The 16,843-nt window shown below is 34.5% G+C and carries 20 protein-coding genes; 3 read left to right on the top strand and 17 right to left on the bottom strand.

All coding sequences use genetic code 11. The features are described 5' to 3' along the window. Nucleotides 1-129 precede the first annotated feature (129 nt). The 3 genes from C240_RS11390 to C240_RS11380 form a co-directional block, all read right to left on the bottom strand. Nucleotides 130-450 (bottom strand): hypothetical protein, encoded by a 321-nt coding sequence (locus C240_RS11390; RefSeq protein ID WP_271495774.1) that lies wholly within the window; start codon nt 448-450, stop codon nt 130-132. A 64-nt stretch (nt 451-514) separates the two neighbouring features. Further along, nucleotides 515-739, bottom strand: coding sequence for a helix-turn-helix transcriptional regulator (locus tag C240_RS11385; protein ID WP_271495772.1), 225 nt, complete (start codon nt 737-739; stop codon nt 515-517). Between the two features lie 547 nt (nt 740-1,286). Next, nucleotides 1,287-1,703 carry a hypothetical protein gene (locus C240_RS11380; RefSeq protein ID WP_271495770.1) on the bottom strand — a complete coding sequence of 139 codons (417 nt, stop codon included), beginning with the start codon at nt 1,701-1,703 and terminating at the stop codon, nt 1,287-1,289. A 783-nt stretch (nt 1,704-2,486) separates the two neighbouring features. On the opposite strand from C240_RS11380, the gene C240_RS11375 reads away from it, so the two are divergent. Further along, nucleotides 2,487-3,419, top strand: coding sequence for a helix-turn-helix domain-containing protein (locus tag C240_RS11375; RefSeq protein ID WP_271495769.1), 933 nt, complete (start codon nt 2,487-2,489; stop codon nt 3,417-3,419). Nucleotides 3,420-3,587: 168 nt separating this feature from the next. Here the strand turns inward: C240_RS11375 and C240_RS11370 are convergent, their stop codons facing one another. The 9 genes from C240_RS11370 to C240_RS11330 form a co-directional block, all read right to left on the bottom strand. Beyond that, the gene (locus tag C240_RS11370) at nt 3,588-4,172 is read right to left on the bottom strand and encodes a polymer-forming cytoskeletal protein (protein ID WP_271495767.1); all 585 of its coding nucleotides are present in this window, start codon (nt 4,170-4,172) and stop codon (nt 3,588-3,590) included. Nucleotides 4,173-4,334: 162 nt separating this feature from the next. Next, nucleotides 4,335-5,942 carry a peptide ABC transporter substrate-binding protein gene (locus C240_RS11365; protein ID WP_271495765.1) on the bottom strand — a complete coding sequence of 536 codons (1,608 nt, stop codon included), beginning with the start codon at nt 5,940-5,942 and terminating at the stop codon, nt 4,335-4,337. Nucleotides 5,943-6,079: 137 nt separating this feature from the next. Beyond that, the gene (locus tag C240_RS11360) at nt 6,080-7,621 is read right to left on the bottom strand and encodes a primase C-terminal domain-containing protein (protein ID WP_271495763.1); all 1,542 of its coding nucleotides are present in this window, start codon (nt 7,619-7,621) and stop codon (nt 6,080-6,082) included. 670 nt (nt 7,622-8,291) lie between these two features. Next, nucleotides 8,292-8,708, bottom strand: a complete 417-nt coding sequence (locus C240_RS11355) for a hypothetical protein (protein ID WP_271495761.1) — start codon at nt 8,706-8,708, stop codon at nt 8,292-8,294. Between the two features lie 12 nt (nt 8,709-8,720). After that, nucleotides 8,721-9,536 carry a ParA family protein gene (locus tag C240_RS11350; protein ID WP_271495759.1) on the bottom strand — a complete coding sequence of 272 codons (816 nt, stop codon included), beginning with the start codon at nt 9,534-9,536 and terminating at the stop codon, nt 8,721-8,723. Nucleotides 9,537-9,864: 328 nt separating this feature from the next. Continuing rightward, nucleotides 9,865-10,347 (bottom strand): hypothetical protein, encoded by a 483-nt coding sequence (locus tag C240_RS11345; RefSeq protein ID WP_271495757.1) that lies wholly within the window; start codon nt 10,345-10,347, stop codon nt 9,865-9,867. Further along, a complete protein-coding gene (locus C240_RS11340) occupies nt 10,344-11,660 on the bottom strand; it encodes a Y-family DNA polymerase (RefSeq protein ID WP_271495755.1) in 1,317 nt (438 codons plus the stop codon). The genes C240_RS11345 and C240_RS11340 overlap by 4 nt, the downstream gene beginning before the upstream one ends. Nucleotides 11,661-11,783: 123 nt before the next feature. Then, nucleotides 11,784-12,053 carry a hypothetical protein gene (locus C240_RS11335; RefSeq protein ID WP_271495752.1) on the bottom strand — a complete coding sequence of 90 codons (270 nt, stop codon included), beginning with the start codon at nt 12,051-12,053 and terminating at the stop codon, nt 11,784-11,786. A gap of 225 nt (nt 12,054-12,278) precedes the next feature. Continuing rightward, complete coding sequence (locus C240_RS11330; RefSeq protein WP_271495750.1) at nt 12,279-12,728, bottom strand: helix-turn-helix domain-containing protein; 450 nt, start codon at nt 12,726-12,728, stop codon at nt 12,279-12,281. Between the two features lie 197 nt (nt 12,729-12,925). Here C240_RS11330 and C240_RS11325 point away from each other — a divergent pair, with 197 nt between their 5' ends. Both C240_RS11325 and C240_RS11320 read left to right on the top strand, forming a co-directional pair. After that, nucleotides 12,926-13,573 (top strand): recombinase family protein, encoded by a 648-nt coding sequence (locus C240_RS11325; protein WP_271495747.1) that lies wholly within the window; start codon nt 12,926-12,928, stop codon nt 13,571-13,573. 103 nt (nt 13,574-13,676) lie between these two features. Next, entirely contained in the window at nt 13,677-13,772 is a 96-nt protein-coding gene (locus C240_RS11320) for a type I toxin-antitoxin system Fst family toxin (protein WP_271495744.1), read from the top strand. A 266-nt stretch (nt 13,773-14,038) separates the two neighbouring features. Here C240_RS11320 and C240_RS11315 read toward each other — a convergent pair whose 3' ends face one another. From C240_RS11315 to C240_RS11295, 5 genes are all read right to left on the bottom strand, one after another. After that, nucleotides 14,039-14,254: a hypothetical protein gene (locus C240_RS11315; protein ID WP_271495741.1), complete on the bottom strand. Its 216-nt coding sequence runs from the start codon at nt 14,252-14,254 to the stop codon at nt 14,039-14,041. Nucleotides 14,255-14,310: 56 nt separating this feature from the next. Then, nucleotides 14,311-14,511 carry a cold-shock protein gene (locus tag C240_RS11310; protein ID WP_271495738.1) on the bottom strand — a complete coding sequence of 67 codons (201 nt, stop codon included), beginning with the start codon at nt 14,509-14,511 and terminating at the stop codon, nt 14,311-14,313. Between the two features lie 310 nt (nt 14,512-14,821). After that, on the bottom strand, nt 14,822-15,703 hold the full coding sequence (locus tag C240_RS11305; protein ID WP_271495735.1) for a hypothetical protein: 882 nt from the start codon (nt 15,701-15,703) through the stop codon (nt 14,822-14,824). 377 nt (nt 15,704-16,080) lie between these two features. Continuing rightward, nucleotides 16,081-16,350 carry a hypothetical protein gene (locus C240_RS11300; protein WP_271495732.1) on the bottom strand — a complete coding sequence of 90 codons (270 nt, stop codon included), beginning with the start codon at nt 16,348-16,350 and terminating at the stop codon, nt 16,081-16,083. A gap of 20 nt (nt 16,351-16,370) precedes the next feature. Continuing rightward, nucleotides 16,371-16,670, bottom strand: a complete 300-nt coding sequence (locus C240_RS11295) for a hypothetical protein (protein WP_271495729.1) — start codon at nt 16,668-16,670, stop codon at nt 16,371-16,373. Nucleotides 16,671-16,843 lie beyond the last annotated feature (173 nt).

The following is a 16,843-nucleotide window of genomic DNA, read 5'->3' as shown; positions in this document are numbered from 1 at the left end:
TTTTGCTCGATTCTGGCGATTTCTTTGTTTTTCGCTGACACCGCCGTCGCCCCTCCTACGACTACGCCAACACACACCAATGTAACAACTCCCACAACTAATTTTTTTTTCGTTTTCCACTCTTTCATTTTATTCATACGAAAGCTCCTCCTGATTTTTTTTCTCAGCTTCAGACAATAACCCATGTTCTTTCCGCCAATCATATAATTTTGATCGACCAACATCCAGCTCTATTTCAATTTCTTGCATCGTCAACCCCTGACGTTGTAGCGCTAAAAAACGTTCTTTTTCAAAAACTCGCTTACTGTTATCCTTTGAATGCTGGATTAATTTCTGCCCTAATTCCGTTATTCGTTTATACGTTTCTGACTGTTCTTTGGTATACCACTTGTCATCCGTTGCCATTAATGCATACATTTCCAACCGCCATTTCTGGTGTTTTTCCTTCATTCTTCGCTCACTTCTTCACGTTTGATACATTTATTATAAATATTTTGTCGCTTTTTTTCTACTTTTATACTAAAGACGTAAACGTGAAGAGTTGTTCTATCGGTACTTCAAAAACTGATGCTATATCATATGCTATTAACAAGCTTGGATTGTACCGATTTCTTTCTAATTGAATGATCGTTTGTCTGGAGACACCTACCTTATCAGCTAATTCCTGTTGTGTCATACGTTCCATTGCTCGGTACACATGGATGTGGGATTCAAATGTGCTAATTCTTTTCTTTGGCATTCTATAGCGCCCCTCTCTTTTGGGTAATTAGATACTTCCCTTACTGTTAGTATACATGCTTTTCTAAGACTTTGCTTGTCTTTGAGAACCGAGGTTCCCTTTGTCTTAATATGGACTAAACACCTTTTGCTTGCTAGTTTGGGTATTCATTTGTAGGACTAAATTACTTCGCACGTTATTATAGCAATCGTAAACGCAAACTCCGGGAACACTCCTTAAAAAGAATGTGATACACCAATAAGTAACTGTCCTGCAGCCTCCCTGATAATATCTGAGTAGAATATTCGCTCGTTATACTAATCTATAGGTCTTGGCAAATCTCTCCCTGTAATGTGACCGCCCCGTCTCTCGACGCTGGCTATGCTCCTCAAACCCATTATAGTCACGCTGATTTGTTTGAGGGGTTGTCCTAAACCAAAAATATTCAATTTGTTAAAAGATTGCGATCGCGCCAACCCGTCATCGATCCACGCGATAAGAACCTTTGATGATTTTATGCATTTTTGCTAAATAAACTAGCAAACAAAAAGTGTTTAGCCTGTTCCCTTTATGTCTTTACATAATGAGTATAACAATGCCGTTTCATTTCTTTCAACCATTGACAAAAATCAACTGCTTCTGTTTCATGATAGATTCTTAAAACATCAGATAATCCGTACTTCATGGCAAGCCCTGAACCTTGCCATATACTCTCTTTTTTTGCAAATAACGGTTCACCGGACATTGTTCTTGTTGCGACGATCTTTCCTGTTGGATCAAATAACAACTTAATTTGTTGAAAAATTTTTTCGATTCGTTGTTCTTTCCCAAAATCTTCAAATATTTGTTGCCCGTGTTCCCAACAAATAAATTGACGAATCACTTTTCCTCTAACCAAACGATAGAAATGTCCATTAAATAATTGAATACGTCCCTTTTCAATTCGTTGTAGTATCTCTAACCCTAATGACGTACGCTTTTTCATTCGTTTCTCCTTCCAACAAAATAAAAAAAGAGGCGATATACATTTGACTGTATATCGCCTCCTTGAGTTCGTAACTACCACACACGTTATCTATTATAAATTCTTTACCTCAAAAATAATTTACTACAAACCTGACCTTTCATTTTGATTAACAAAACATTGTTGGCTATAGGTTGGGAGTATATTCAATTGATCGGACAGAGAACAAACTTTCCTCTGTCTTTTTTTGTAAAGAGTTGCTATAATAAGACGTTGTGACAACTGTTACAACTAGGAGCCTTTATCAGTTTCATGTACTGGTTTTACATGAGCCTGACACCTTTGATTCTGCTTGACCTTGTAAAAGAACGCCCATTCTCTTACAAGTTAGGGATCATTGGTGGGCTTCTTATTTTGTTATTTTCTAAACTTCTTACAGTCATTTTTTTATTTTTAAGTATATTTACTTTTAAACAGTAACATACAGAAAAATCAATTACTACGTTGCCTTAACTCATGATATAATTAGCCTATTAAAACTAGATTCAACGCTACAATTATTAAGCCCGACTCTATTAAGAATGATACATCAATTTTTTTCAATGTTATCGCCTCCGTAATAATACTATAACACTTAAAAAGGATTTTATCAACACCAATATAATTTTAATAGTTAAAAATAACTTACTTTTATTAAAAATGATAAAAAAAAGGTTTTATTAGGTACTTTTTATCGCTGTTTTTCCTTTGGTCTATCATTTTGGCAAAAATTAGGGTTCAAATTAATACTTTTAGGAGGTTATTATGAAATACAATGAATTACTCATATACTTACGCGAAGAATTAAATATTAAACAAGTTGACATATTCACTGACATTAGTTCAAAATCAAGTTATCGCAAAATTGAATCTGGAGAAAAGTCGCCTACCATCGACGAGTTAATTAGTTTCTGTGATAGACTAGGTATCCGATTTCAAGAATTTTTAGGTCAAGCAAATCTTTTGGAGCAGCCTGACACTTTTTTTGGGAAACATAAAGTTCAATTAATAGATATAGCAAAAAATGAAAAAGATTATAAGAAATTGTTTGAGTCATATTATCAATTGCGGTTTCAGAATATACAATACTACAGTTTATTTATCAGCTCTTTAGCCATAGCACGAAGTTGTGGTTACGATTTCCATACTTTCAACCATAACGATATTAAAGAACTAGAAAAATTTTATGCTAAGCGAACTAGTTTCCTAGGTGTAGATTATGAAATTTATTGTAATCTTTTTCTTGTTACTAAATACTCTTATTTTGAATTTTTAACTGAAAAACTTTTTCCCGTAACTGAATCAAAAGATAAAATACATGATTCTTCTGTCCAAATGGCTTTAAACAACGCTATTTCTGTTCACTTAACAGATAAAAGATACGATTTAGCAAATGAATGCTTATTGGAATTCGACAAACTTCGACATCTTCCTGGTTTTCATATGCATACCCTTACAAACCTACAAGTTTTATACTTGAAACATGTTTACAATTTTTTAACAAAACGAAATATCGAAGAATATTTGAATGCCCTGAAAATTGTAAACATGTTTTACGATTTAGGTGAATATGACATTTACAGAGTAACTTTTGAAGAAGTTTCTAACATTGCCTCACAAGAAAATTTTGAAACTCCAAAAGCAAAAGAAATGCTTACGAGCGATATGTCTTCGAAAATGAATACAGTTATAGAATAACTTAAATTTTTTTTTTTTTAATTATGTGTTATAATTAAAAAAAAAGAGGAACAGTTTACTTAAAATGAATCCCCCTAAGGTTTCGTTTGATAAGCTGTTTCTCTTTTTTTCGCCATAAAAAAAGGAAAGGCAGTCAATTGACTGCCTTTCCTTAGCTATTTAATAGCTTTACTTAACTGTTACATCACCAGTAACTTCTGCATCATTTTCTTCTAATTTAGCAGAAGTTTTGTATTCTTCTTTTTCAAACATTACGTTACCTTCTACTTTAGCGCCATCTAAAACAAAGCCATTAGCTTTAACTAAGATGTCACCTTTAACTGTTCCGTGTACGATGTTGAAGTTTTCAGATTCAACAACTAATTCAGGAACTGTCATTGTGTATTCAGCAGTTACTTTACGATCTGAATCTTGTGAGTATAAAGCTAATTTTCTGTAGATATCGCCAGAAGATTCGCCTTTATCATGAAATTCACCTGCAACAGTAACATCTTTATCAAATGTTACGTCTGCTGTAGCTGCAATAATCCAGTTACCATCTTCTCCTAAAGCTTTTTCAAGAACTTCTGGTTTGTCGCTGATTGATGCTGAAGTTACAACATCTGTACTAGAGCTTGTTGAAGTTGCTTCTGTTTTGCTACTTGAAGAAGCAGAACTGTCTTTTGAAGCTTTGTTGTCACTGCCACAACCAGCTATTACCAACATTGCTGCCGCACTTACTGTTAATAACGCTACTAATTTTCTTGATTTCATATAAATCCTCCTAAGGTATTAAAATTTTTAAGCAACTAAATTTTATCATGAAATAACCAAATTGCATAATTTTTACCCAAAGTTCATGGATACGTGACCCCTAATACTAATTTTTTAGATAAAAGCTTTACAGATGATATACCTCTACACACTGTAGTACATCTAAGAAACACGCATAGTCTCTTTAAAATCAAAATTTGTTCCAAATGATCTAGAATAAATATTCAAAAACGACGTATTCCTTATTGTAACAACCACTTGTTGAAAGATAGGTGTAAGTGGCTGATCGTTAAGCATTATATTATTAGCTTGTAAAAGTTTGTCCCATCTAGCTTCCTCACTCATCACACCATCATCATTCACTTGAGACAGTAACTTATCATAGGTTTCATTAGTGTATTTACCAAAATTAAACGGATTATCGGTGCTTAGATTATTCAAGAATGTTGTTGCGTCAGGATAGTCAGCTTTCCAGCCAAAAATGATCATATCAAAATCTCCCGAAGTTACTCTCTCCATGTAAACTTGTGCTGGGACAGGTGTAACCTTCACAGTCAATCCGTCCAATTGCTTTTGATACTCTTCTTGTAAGTATTCCGCTATTTTTTTGATACCATCATCATCTGGTATTAACAGTTCCAATTCCAATGAACGTCCAAGGTTCAATGTATCCCATGTTTTTATTGCCCCTGAATCATCCTCAAGCTCAACCGTATCCACGAAATCTTCATGGGTCGCTGCGTTATAATACACATTTCTTGGCACATATGACTCTATGGCTTGTGATCCATTGGCTAAAATCTTTTCTGCAATTGCCTCTCGATTCGTCGCACTTGCCAAAGCTGCTCTTACAGTATCACGTGATAGTATCTCATTTTCCATGTTGTATTGGATGTAGTATGTTGATGGCTTCACAATTGTTATTGCTTCTTCACTGTTGATATTTTGAGCAACATACTCCCCGAAAAGATAGGTTTCATCAACCTCACCTTTTTCATACATGGCAAATGCAGTCCCTGCATCTTTAACTGCTATATTTTCAATTTTGTCCATATGCACATTCTTCTTGTCCCAGTAATGGTCATTTTTCACAAACGTCCATTCAGTCGCTCCGCCAGAGCTGAGATCATAGTTGGACAACCTAAACGCACCATTGTAAACAGCTTTGTCAGCCGTTTTTGTGTAGTCGTCTCCGTATTTTTCAACAATATCTTCTCTCTGAGGGAAAAAATTGGGTAATGCTAACAAACTTTCAAAGTACGGTGTTGCAGTCTCTAATTCGATTACCAAATCATAGTCACTCTTTGCCGTGATTCCCAACTCATCAACATCAAGTTCTTCGCTCATAATTTTCTTTGCATTTTTCACTGGTGAAAACATGGCTGAATACTCTGATGCTGTTTTAGGATTCACTGTCCGTCGCCATGAAAAAACATAATCATCGGCTGTCACAGGTTTCCCATCCGACCACGTTGCTTTGTCATTTAACCTAAGCGTATATACTAACCCATCCTCACTAATTTCAGCTCGTTTTACTGCCCCAGCCGGCATTAATTCATTCCCTTCACCAAACCTATACAAACCTTCATACGAATTATACAGTACCGTGTGGCTAATCGAATCACTAGCCAATGAAATATCCGCTGAAACTAATTCTCCAGCTTCAACCCTTCTCATCTCCTGAACAACCTCGGCGTTATCTTTAGGCAAACTACCACACCCAGTTAAAATAAACGCTCCCACTACTACAGCAACAAAAAATCGTTTCAATACAACACTCTCCTAATAAAATATTTTTTCTAGCAGAGTATACACTAAAAAATTTAAGAGTGCGAGTTATATTATCGAGTAGAAAAAACAGAAACAGTAGCCTAGATATAATGTATTGGCAGTGTGCATGTTAAAAATTAGCCCGTGTCCCTAAGGTTTAGTTGTACATCAAATATCCCTGTTTTATCTTTTTTGTACCCTGTTTCAAGCATCTTAGTTAACATCGCTGCTTCGCTAAAGAATGTTCTGATCGCTTTCTTATACGCATCTTTGACGTGACGATTGACCACAATCACTGTACGGATCAATGATTTTCTTGTCGCAACGATCAATCCTCCCCCTTGTCCAGCAACTATACTTACAAAAATCTTGCCTTCAGCTTTTAATTCGTTCATTGCTTTGTCCAGGGAACGTTTGGGAATGTTTTTCTCTACTCCTTGATGTGTGTAGCTAATAGCTGCTTGAATATCTGCCTTTTTGATCTCAATTTCAGGGCGATAACGGTAGCATTGGGTCTCCAGGTAATTCAAAATATCGACTTTCCACTCATGGACGTGCGAACGTTTGCGTTCTGAACGTTCTTTTTTGAATTTGCACCAATGGCTGCGTTTTTGAGTAAATAATTGGTCTTCAGAGAGGGACTCTGAGCCCCAGTTTGCTAGTAACTCCAATACCTTCTCTTTGTTAGCTCCTCTGTATTTGCCAGAATACGCGCTTGTTACGATTTTATATACTTCGTTTGAAGCTAAAGGATAGTCTAGATTGCTATTGAATAAATCCATATCGTCCAGGCATCGATCCATTTCAACAGCTGACGCATAATAAGCCAAAGATAGTGTGAATACAGCATTATTACGTCCTAAAGTACCTTTTTGACCCACGATTTCTGGATTTTTTAACAGGATATCGACCCATTTTTCTTTGATTTGTTGGATCTCTCCAGCTTCAGGAACGATTCGTAAATGACGATTCTCATGTGTTTCCACTGGTTGATAGCGCATTGACCAGTCAATTAACTTTTGCATATCGTGTGTTAATGCTGGATAAACATACGCAACGTTATCAGTGCGTGGAATACGCGCAATGCCGAAATGATTGCACCCTAAATCCACTGAAGACAAGGTTTCAGCAAAGACTTTTCTCAGATTTTCAGATACTTTTTTTGCAATTTCAATTGACTGGTAGTCTTTGACAGACGAAATAAACCAGGCATTCTCCAGAATAAAGTACGCTTGATAGCCTCCTGGCGTTTTTAAGATCAACGTCGGAAGTAATTCTAGATCCAACGCAGCATCTAAGATCATTTGCACATCGAGTTTTTCTCCTGGTACTTTGTCAAAATCGATTACAAACGTATTGATTTGTTTTAGGTTTTTTTCTGAGTGACCTTTAACAATCGTGCGACCTTCGTCAGCATATGTGCCGTAGCTATAAACGTTCGGTGTCCAGTGGCTTAGGCAATCTCCGTTTTCCCACAATGCTTCTTCAGACGTTAACACAATACCACGAGAAGCGATCATATTTGGCTTTGTTCTAAACCCAAAAACTGCACCTTTGTTGCCTTCTGGCTTTGTGTTAAACGGACGGATTTTGCTATTCTTGAATTTATATTTACGGATACCGCCTTTAGTAATCATAGAGATCACTTCTGCTAATTGCGTTGAATCGATCTTTTGCATGCACTGAACACCTCGCTTTCCTAGAAATTTTTGGAACAAAAAAAGAACACTAATGTTTTTAAGTGTCCTTTTCCTCGAAAGCCCATTTCATATACGTTAAATTCATTTTAGCGCATAGGAAATAAGCCTTAAACTATTGAATTTTTTCGCAAAATTTGCTATAATTTCTTGAGCAAATGCTTAAATTCAGAAGTTTAGACACTTTACAGATTAATTTAGTAGTTGGACATGTTACATACCCAGTTCATTTTTACTCTTTAATCAAAAGTGATTAACATTCAAGGTTAAAGTGTATCGCAAGTACAACTTTAACAAAACATGCTAAACAAAGTATTAGAAAAAAGAGGTTACGGAGCACTCCTTAATCTCTTTTTTTATTACGACAATAATATAACAATAAACTCTTTGGATTACAACTTAAAATATAATTACAGTATAAGTTATACTTTAATAAAACAGTATAACTTATACTTTTAATAAGAATAGAGTATAAGTTATACCTTATTACTATTTTTAATTCCACTTTTATTATTCCATGAAAACCCGTTTTCACAGTGTTCTGAATTTAATGTATAAGTTATACTTAATACTAAATAAAGTATAACTTATACATATTAATACGATACTTACAGTATAAGTTATACTTTATTTGCAAGCGTGGAATAAAAATTCATTTCTCTAACGCATCAAAGTCATCTTTAATTTGCTCTCTTAAAATTTTTTCAGTAGTCGCTGGTAATTGAGTCTTAATATAATTTTCAGCAAGAGCATCCACTATTTTATCAAACGATATCCTGCCAGAAATTTCTCTAAATTCGCTCATGTAACCCTTCAAATTATATAGTTTTACATCTGTTGCTTTTGATATCTTAGTAGGCACAACCACTTTGTATCGCGGATCTTTTATTTCAACCGGTCGTCCCCGTTTTCCAGTTGAATGTTTCGTATCTTTATCGCTATCTTTATTTTTATTTTTTTTAATTAAGTCATCAAAATTATCGCTTCCATAACTATCTGCAGCAAACAAAAGTGGATCGTACGAACCTTCAAAGTCGCCATCTAAATCAAACTCATCTCTTTTTGTCATAACTAACCCTCCCTATTCTTCCTTCTCTAGAAACGTTCTTCTTGCTTCTATTTCATTTAAAATTTGAATAAATACGTTGTGTGCTTGAAAATCCCATTGATCGTAATTTCCATTTTTATACTTGACTAAATAAATACCTTCTCTAGAGTAACGTTTTAACCTTTTTTGAAATTTAACTATTGTTGAAAAGACATTACTTCCATATAAAGACTTAGCTTCGTTCAAAATATCTTCATCTAATACATCATCAGGATCAATCATACAAGCAATTATACCTATGATTTGTAGTTTTAAATTGAATGTTTTCACCATATACTGTTGATATCCAACATATTTTTTAACTCCATCAAAAGATTCATCCGTAGTTTGGAATGAAATTATACTGTAGTCAGAAGCCGCCATAGCATTGTCTGTATATTCACTTATCGTTGGCGGTACATCTATAAATATATCATCATATTGGTTTTTTAACGGTTCAAGCAATTTGCTCAAAATCATAATTTTTTCTTTTTCATCTTCGATTGAGTTTGCGTATTTTGAAAATGATCTAAATCTAGTATCACAAGCAACTAAATCTAAATTGTCTACAATATGCGTTACGCAATTTTCAATATTCTGATCTAGTAAAGCATCAGAAATTGTTTTTTCAATCATTTCAATTTTCCCTGTCTTGGCCAATATTTTAGTAGCATTAGCTTGGGGGTCAATGTCAACTAAGCAAGTTTTTCTATTTTTGAAACGAGCATTATCATATGCTAGCTGAGTAGCTGATTTAGTCTTGCCTACCCCACCTTTAAAATTCCCTACGGTATAAACAATAGCTGTCATTCTATTCCACTCCTTCATTATCGATAATAAAAGTATATATTAATTGACGCCTGTTGTCAACCATTAACTTATACTTTAATTAGATCTATTAACGGTATAAGTTATACTTTTAAACAGATCGTACATAACCGCTCTAGAAGGTATCCTTATTAAACCTTAAGTACACAAAGTATAACTTATACTTTATATAATATAATGTATAAGTTATACTTTTTTGTTTTTTTTTGACAACAAAATAATGAAAAGCAGCCAACAATTAAATTGCTAGCTGCTTTTCATCGATGTGGCGGAAAGTTCCGCTAGTTGTAGAATAGCATAGTCCCTCTCGTTATTCCAGAAATTCTCCATCATTAAAATAGGCATCACAAAATTCCTCAATTTCTTTTGGTATCTCGATACCATTAAAAGGATCGTCTATAATGTCCATATCTGACCACTTCACGAAGTCTACAGCTGATACATGCCGTATATCCGTATAGTCAATGTACGTCTCACCAATTATCACAGTATCTCTATCTAAAAAACCACTACAAACGCCTCTTACATGTGGTTTTACTCTACCAAATTCATCACTTTCATTTAATTGCACGTCCAGCAACTTATCATACTTCATCGATTGATCTAATAGAAAATCAATGAGTTCTATACTTTGCTGCGGCAATCTCTGAAGGTTTCGTTTAGATTCGTCTGAAGACTCTTTTATACCTTGCTGCAATTCACCAATCGCAAAAGCTGTATCCCATTTATACGCCATTCCTCGATCACGATATTCGTTGTAATCGATAAACTCTTTCCTGGTCCTTTTAGTCATAAACTCACCCCCACGTTGCCTCCTGCATGGCCAGCCACAAGCCCTGATCTTGACACTGCCGTCGCTCCGTCTAGTAAAGAAGAAGCATGTATCAACGATTTAAACCCGTATTTTTTCCGGATCGTATCTATCAAAAAGTCCAAGCGCTGTTCGCTTAATTCTTCTTCAGGATCTGAAAATAAATCAAGTTGAATAGCATCCGTTTTCGCTAATTTTGAATAAGAAACACCCACATGTCGCACATCTTGTCCATTGTAATCAGATCTGAATAAATGTAGGACGTACTCTGTTAAAGCCCTGGTATTATTTGTTATTGGAATTTTTATTTGCTTGCTCCAACCATGACGACCTAATTTGTCACTATACCCTTTTGAATATCCTACTGAAACAGAGACACAGCCCGTTTTTAGTTTGCTTCTGCGTAACCGCGTCGCCACTTGATCCGCAATTTCTCTCAGAACAAGCTCCAGCTGATCCTGTCGTGCGTAATCTCTTGGTAAGACTTGTCCGTTTCCTATCGATTTATCGACTTTAGCAGCTGCACGCTTCTGACCTAAAAAACTTCGATCAACACCCCAAGCATGCGCGAATAACTGCAAACCCATTACACCAAACTCTTTTTTTAAACGATAAGGTTCTGTTTCAGCAAGGTCTTGAATAGATCGAATACCTAAGCGATTTAATCGTTTCTCAGTCCTATGTCCAATGCCACAAAATTCGGTCATTGGATCAATGTTCCAAACTTTTTCTTGTACATTCTCATAGCGCCATTCCGCTATAAAATCTTTGCTGTGCTTCGCTCCGTTGTCTAATGCAAGCTTTGCGAGCAAAGGGTTGTCTCCTATACCTACTGTCACATAAATTCCTGTTTCTTCTTTTACCTTCAGCTGAATTAACTTCGCCATCTCATAAGCATTTTTACACTTAAATAACGTCAGTGAGTCTGTCACATCTAAAAATGATTCGTCTACACTAAAAACGGAGTGATCTTCGTCAGCAACAAAAGACTTGTATATTTTATTTATTTGATAGTTCTTGGCCATATAAAAATTCATCCTGGGTGGCACAACTAATAAATCTTTATGGTAGGGGACTTCATTTGATCTAGTTACATTCGTGATCCCTAGGACTTTTTTAGCTAATGGAGAAGCTGCTAATACCAAACCGTCTGAATTTTCAGCGCCACTCATCACAATTAACATGGTCTTCAACGGGTGAAGCCCTCGTTCTACACATTCGACACTAGCGTAAAATGATTTGCAATCGATACATAGAATGTCTCTACTAGGTTCACGAGCATAATCAAATTTCATTTACCTCACCTTTTTTCTAATTATTTTCCATTATAAGAACTTACGTTCCCGTTGTCTAGCATTAGATACTTGTCTTTGAGACAAAAAAACTACATACAACTAATGCATGCAGCGTTCTATTGATTATAAAATTAGTCTTTTTTTTTCTTCTCGGCAACCGTAGATTGGTTCTGGATCTTGTTGCTGCTTATATAGCTTAAAGTGCTTATGCAGCATCAATTGAGTTATGATCTCTTTCATTTCTACAGCTGGTTGATTACCTTCAGTAGCAATCAATACAAGCCGTTCATTGGCGCTCACTAGTTGGCCCACTGGCTTCAGCTGATCGCCAAACGCTAACTGGATCTCGTTCACGGCTTCAGCTTTTAAATCAATCGATAGAATGGTTAACAAATCCGTCGCTCTCATGGTTCTAATCGTACGTATTGCCCCATTCTCAAGACATACTTGCTCTTACATTTAGAACATTCAAAATAGTCCTTTAAATTGACTTTTTGAGCTAGATCGCCACAATCACACTGGACATAATAAGGCATCGTACGATTATAAACCGTTATCTCTCTATACCAGGTATCAAATGCTTTTCTTGTCATAATGATTTGCCCCTCTCGATTCTGTCTATTTGTTTACCTTTTTCAAGTAGATCAAGGTATTCCCTGCAACTCTGATTCCGTAGTTTCTCTTTTGCTTATCCAAGTAAGAAAACTCTAGCTGATCCAACTGCTTTGGTGATCGTTTCATTAACTCTTTTCGTGCCAACTTCTCAAGTAGACTTTTTGCTTCTCCTTCAGAATCACAACGATGTTCGTCTAATATTCTAAAATCAAATTCTATGAACACACGCCATAGCCCTGCGTTCGCTTCTTTTTCCGTTTGCCCAGTTAAATGTTCCATGCCTGCTCTTGTAATGATCCACGTTCCTTTTCCATTTCCAATAACATCAACTGATCCTGGTAAGAATTCATCTGGAGAACGAAAATATTTTTGAAAAACAAACGTCCGCTCTCGATTCCACTTCTCACTTGCTTCAGGAAACGTCATTATTTCTAGATCAGCTAAATTTGTCATTTCGGCTACTCACCTCTTCTCTAAACAATATATGTTGTCATTAATTATTATACAATATATATTGTTTATTAAAAGCTGCAGCCTTTGTTGTCATTTTTGAGTATACTTAAAATAGACTTTCGAAAATAGCTATGTTACACTATTTAAGACTGTCCATTATATATGCCTATTATATCGTTTGAAAAAGGAGAAGAAAAATGACTAGAATTGGTTATATTCGTGTATCATCCATCGATCAAAATTTTGACCGGCAAATTATTGAAATGGAAAAGCTTCAGGTAGAAAAAATCTTTCAAGAAAAAATCAGTGGCAAAGATACCAACCGGCCAGAATTCCAAAAATTATTAAGTTATGCCAGAGAAGGTGATATTCTCTTTTTTGATTCTCTCGATCGATTAGGTAGAGATTATGACGATATCAAAGAAACGGTTCTCTATTTTAGAAACAATAATATAGAAGTAAACTTTTTAGACGCACCGTTTTTGAATTTTAATACTGGCAATCTTCTGCTTGATAAAGCGATGTTTGATATGTTTTTATCGTTACTTAGCTATATTGCACAAAATGAACGTGAAAAAATCAGAGATCGGCAACGACAGGGAATTGCGGCAGCTAAAGCAAAAGGAGTTTACAAAGGACGTCCGACTGTTTACACTGAAGACTCTCCAGATCCACAAAAACAAATTATTTATCATAATATTGTTTCTATGCTTGCAGCTGGTGATCCGGTAGTGAAGATTGCTAAAAAGAACCATGTATCTCGAGAAACTGTGTACAAAATTAAACGAAAACTTGAATCCCGTGCTTCAGAGAGCGATTCTGAGATCATTCCAGAATTATACTAAATCAGAGGTGCTGATTGTGTGCCACACCCTAAAAAAATCATTTTTATCCTTTGAACATATGATATAATTGTTTTTGGCGACTGCCCCGTGAGGTGGTGTTTGTATGAATAATATCTTTTCGTTAATCGTCGCACCTATCTTGGTAGGTATTGTGATATCACTTTTTGATCATTGGTTATCTGATCAAGACGACGATTGAAGCAGTTGCCGATAATCACGCACCAGTAGTCGCAACTGGTGAAAAAAAGACACCCTGTTCGCAGCAGGGTGTCTTCGTGTTTGTATCGAATAATTCTTTTCGTTTCGCAAAACTATTATAACATAAAAAACTAATTACGTCATTTTTCTGTTTTATTATTTTTGATAGTAAGTTTTGACAACCTGATTTCCTGATTGTAGCTACTCGAATACATTTAATCAAGACTTTTAAGTTTTGATAGCTTTTACTGATGATAAAAAAGTGGTTCATACAATGATTAATTTGTTGTACTGAATAACTGTTTTTTCTTGAAATGCACTTGGTGAAGTCAGAGGTAGTAACACGATAGCTGAATTCACTAGTAACTTTTCAATTTTTCCTGCAAATAATACCTTTCTATACAGAAATGATACATGTTGATTTTCATAAAAAGCTTTACTTTGTTCAGAAACTTCTTGAGGTTTCCATTGTCCGAATACCATAATCATTCTCCTCACTTATTAAAAAAACGTCGTAACTTGTACGACGTTTTCTATCTCTATGCTTTATTGATATTAACAGCTTGCATACCACGTTGGCCTTCTTCAATATCAAACGTAACGGTTTGACCTTCATCTAATGATTTAAAGCCATCACCTTGTATCGCTGAAAAATGTGCGAATACATCTTGACCATTATCTCCCGTGATAAAACCAAACCCTTTGTCCGCATTAAACCATTTTACTGTACCATTATTCATATATATTCCTCCGATTGCATATCGAATATGCTATTTATTGCAAAAAAAGTTTGATAAGCAAAAGAAGAATTATAATAGAGAACACTCTTATTTACGTTTCAAAATTTATTACTCTATTAGTATAACACAAAATGAAGATTTTTGCTTGCTTTGGTTGAGAAAGACTTTTTCAGCTTCAATATTTTATACAATTTCAAAAAATGAATGTTTTTGATATAGGTTGACTTAAAAATAATGTTTTTGGTATAACACGGATTTTTTCATATTGTGTGATACTTTTTTGTTCTCTAGTATCCGTGTTAATCAGTAATTAGTATGTTACAGGATACTCATAACGACTTTTTACCAAATTACCATTTTTATTTGATTGATATAAAGACCGTGATACCTCAGTTTCTAATTTTAATTCGAAAATACTTCCAACCGGAAAATTTTGAACTATTTTTTTTGGAAAGACTTCATCTAAATTGGTACTTATTATTTTTTCCTCATAACCCAATATACTTTTAGCTAACATTCCTGCTGACATTTCTTCTAATGAAATGTATCTTCTTATATAAAAATAAGTTTCATTATTCGTTTGATTACTTAGCCACTGTAATCTTTCTTTAAATGGTCTTGACTTCAACCATTCATAATTTTCTATAATATTTTTCCAAAATATTAAATCTGTGGAGTAAATGTCAATCGTTCCACCATTAGTTAATTGCTGTATATCAAAACCATCAGTATTATCTTCTAGTAACTTATCAAGAAGTTTTGATACTGGTTGATTAAATTCTGAATATTCATTTGCTTTTTCTAATAGGGTTGTTTCTTTTTCAGTTAAACCAACAATATTTGATTTTGTAGAAGAACCTCTAAAAGAAAAACTATTCTTTTCGGTAAATTCTCTCATATATAATTCGGTCAAAGAATTTTCCATTTGATTTTTGCTAAATTCAATAGTTATTCCAAAGCCTCCGCCTTCATCAGCGTACATAAAACCATGAGTTATTTTAGGGTCAGAATTTAATACGGTCCTATAGTATTGATGTCCAGCAGAAATGTAGGGCTTGTATTTAGAGCTAGGAACATGGCACATTGTTAAAATTAAACCGAAAAATAATAAAATAACTGTTAAACAACCGATAGAACATCCTTTTGCACAACCTTTCATTTTATTCAATTGTTCTTGTTCATATTTACTCAACTTTGTTTACCTACTTTTGTAATTATTTATTTCATGCTAAAACTATGATTATTTTTAATGTACTCTTACATTGTACCCAATCCGCATTTTCTATCACGACGTTATTCCTTAAATTAGCTGTCACAGTTCCTGCTACTATTTCTAAAAAAAATGTCTTTGCTTTGATTTCGATTTCAGGTTTTAATTTCATTTTTCCACCATCTATTTTAGGCAACTCTATTGTGTATTTCTAATATCTATTATATCAGCTTTTCCTTCCGTTACCACTAACACTACAAAAGTATACCCTATTGAACTTTTTATACAAAAATAAGATACCTTAAACTGGTATCCTATTTTTACTCTCTTTTATTTATATTAGGGAAGATTAGTACACGTTAGTTTTGAAATTTATCCAATTTGTTTTTTTGTTGGTCAAATGCTTGCTGAACTGATTTTCCAAATTGACCTTTAATCGAACTTTCTAATGTTTGAGTTGTTTTAGCCAAAGAATCTGTTACTTCAGAAATAACTGATTCTCCTTTTTTCTCAACTTTCTTCTTATTATCTGCATGTTTTTGCATGCCAGCAATGCCAATAGCAGTAACGCTAGATTTTTGATAGGACTTTCTCAATTTTTTTAATAACTCATTTAGCGTGTCAATCATACATACTCCTTGTTTATTCTTTATAGTTCCTTCAGCTTAGATCGATAAATAGATTCTGCCTCTTCCTCTTTTTTTTGCAACGCTTTTGTCTCTTGTAGGATCTGTTCTTCAAACTGAGCGTTCTCTTGTTCCATTTCCCATTTTGCTTGATTAAATGCTTCGTTATCAACCGCAATGTCTCTAAGAACATAGTGTAGTTCCTCTAAAGTATCTTCTAATAGACGTTCACTTTTCTTTTGAATACTTTTCAAGTCATCTTCTTGCTCTTCAATTAATTGCCGAGACCGATTATATTCTTTTAATAGTGTTTCTTCATCCATAATTAGCCCCCTTGTAATTGACTTGCTAAATCTTGATCTTGCTGAACAACAGCTACGATCTGACTATTAATTTCTGACGCTAAACTTTCAAAAGTTTCTCCAATTTCTCGTGCTTCGCTAATTTTCGTTTGGTACTCTTCACATGTACTAGAAATAATTTCTGCTTGTGTGAA

It is taken from the genome of Enterococcus sp. 5H (assembly GCF_028128615.1).
Classification (GTDB): Bacteria; Bacillota; Bacilli; order Lactobacillales; family Enterococcaceae; genus Enterococcus_L.
This window is presented reverse-complemented; position numbering and strand designations above follow the sequence as displayed.

Excerpts from the sequence above, each read along its gene's own strand:
- C240_RS11390 (WP_271495774.1), bottom strand. The coding sequence starts at position 450 with ATGAAGGAAAAACACCAGAAATGGCGGTTGGAAATGTATGCATTAATG.
- C240_RS11385 (WP_271495772.1), bottom strand. The coding sequence starts at position 739 with ATGCCAAAGAAAAGAATTAGCACATTTGAATCCCACATCCATGTGTAC.
- C240_RS11380 (WP_271495770.1), bottom strand. The coding sequence starts at position 1,703 with ATGAAAAAGCGTACGTCATTAGGGTTAGAGATACTACAACGAATTGAA.
- C240_RS11375 (WP_271495769.1), top strand. The coding sequence starts at position 2,487 with ATGAAATACAATGAATTACTCATATACTTACGCGAAGAATTAAATATT.
- C240_RS11370 (WP_271495767.1), bottom strand. The coding sequence starts at position 4,172 with ATGAAATCAAGAAAATTAGTAGCGTTATTAACAGTAAGTGCGGCAGCA.
- C240_RS11360 (WP_271495763.1), bottom strand. The coding sequence starts at position 7,621 with ATGCAAAAGATCGATTCAACGCAATTAGCAGAAGTGATCTCTATGATT.
- C240_RS11355 (WP_271495761.1), bottom strand. The coding sequence starts at position 8,708 with ATGACAAAAAGAGATGAGTTTGATTTAGATGGCGACTTTGAAGGTTCG.
- C240_RS11350 (WP_271495759.1), bottom strand. The coding sequence starts at position 9,536 with ATGACAGCTATTGTTTATACCGTAGGGAATTTTAAAGGTGGGGTAGGC.
- C240_RS11345 (WP_271495757.1), bottom strand. The coding sequence starts at position 10,347 with ATGACTAAAAGGACCAGGAAAGAGTTTATCGATTACAACGAATATCGT.
- C240_RS11340 (WP_271495755.1), bottom strand. The coding sequence starts at position 11,660 with ATGAAATTTGATTATGCTCGTGAACCTAGTAGAGACATTCTATGTATC.
- C240_RS11330 (WP_271495750.1), bottom strand. The coding sequence starts at position 12,728 with ATGACAAATTTAGCTGATCTAGAAATAATGACGTTTCCTGAAGCAAGT.
- C240_RS11325 (WP_271495747.1), top strand. The coding sequence starts at position 12,926 with ATGACTAGAATTGGTTATATTCGTGTATCATCCATCGATCAAAATTTT.
- C240_RS11320 (WP_271495744.1), top strand. The coding sequence starts at position 13,677 with ATGAATAATATCTTTTCGTTAATCGTCGCACCTATCTTGGTAGGTATT.
- C240_RS11315 (WP_271495741.1), bottom strand. The coding sequence starts at position 14,254 with ATGGTATTCGGACAATGGAAACCTCAAGAAGTTTCTGAACAAAGTAAA.
- C240_RS11310 (WP_271495738.1), bottom strand. The coding sequence starts at position 14,511 with ATGAATAATGGTACAGTAAAATGGTTTAATGCGGACAAAGGGTTTGGT.
- C240_RS11300 (WP_271495732.1), bottom strand. The coding sequence starts at position 16,350 with ATGATTGACACGCTAAATGAGTTATTAAAAAAATTGAGAAAGTCCTAT.
- C240_RS11295 (WP_271495729.1), bottom strand. The coding sequence starts at position 16,670 with ATGGATGAAGAAACACTATTAAAAGAATATAATCGGTCTCGGCAATTA.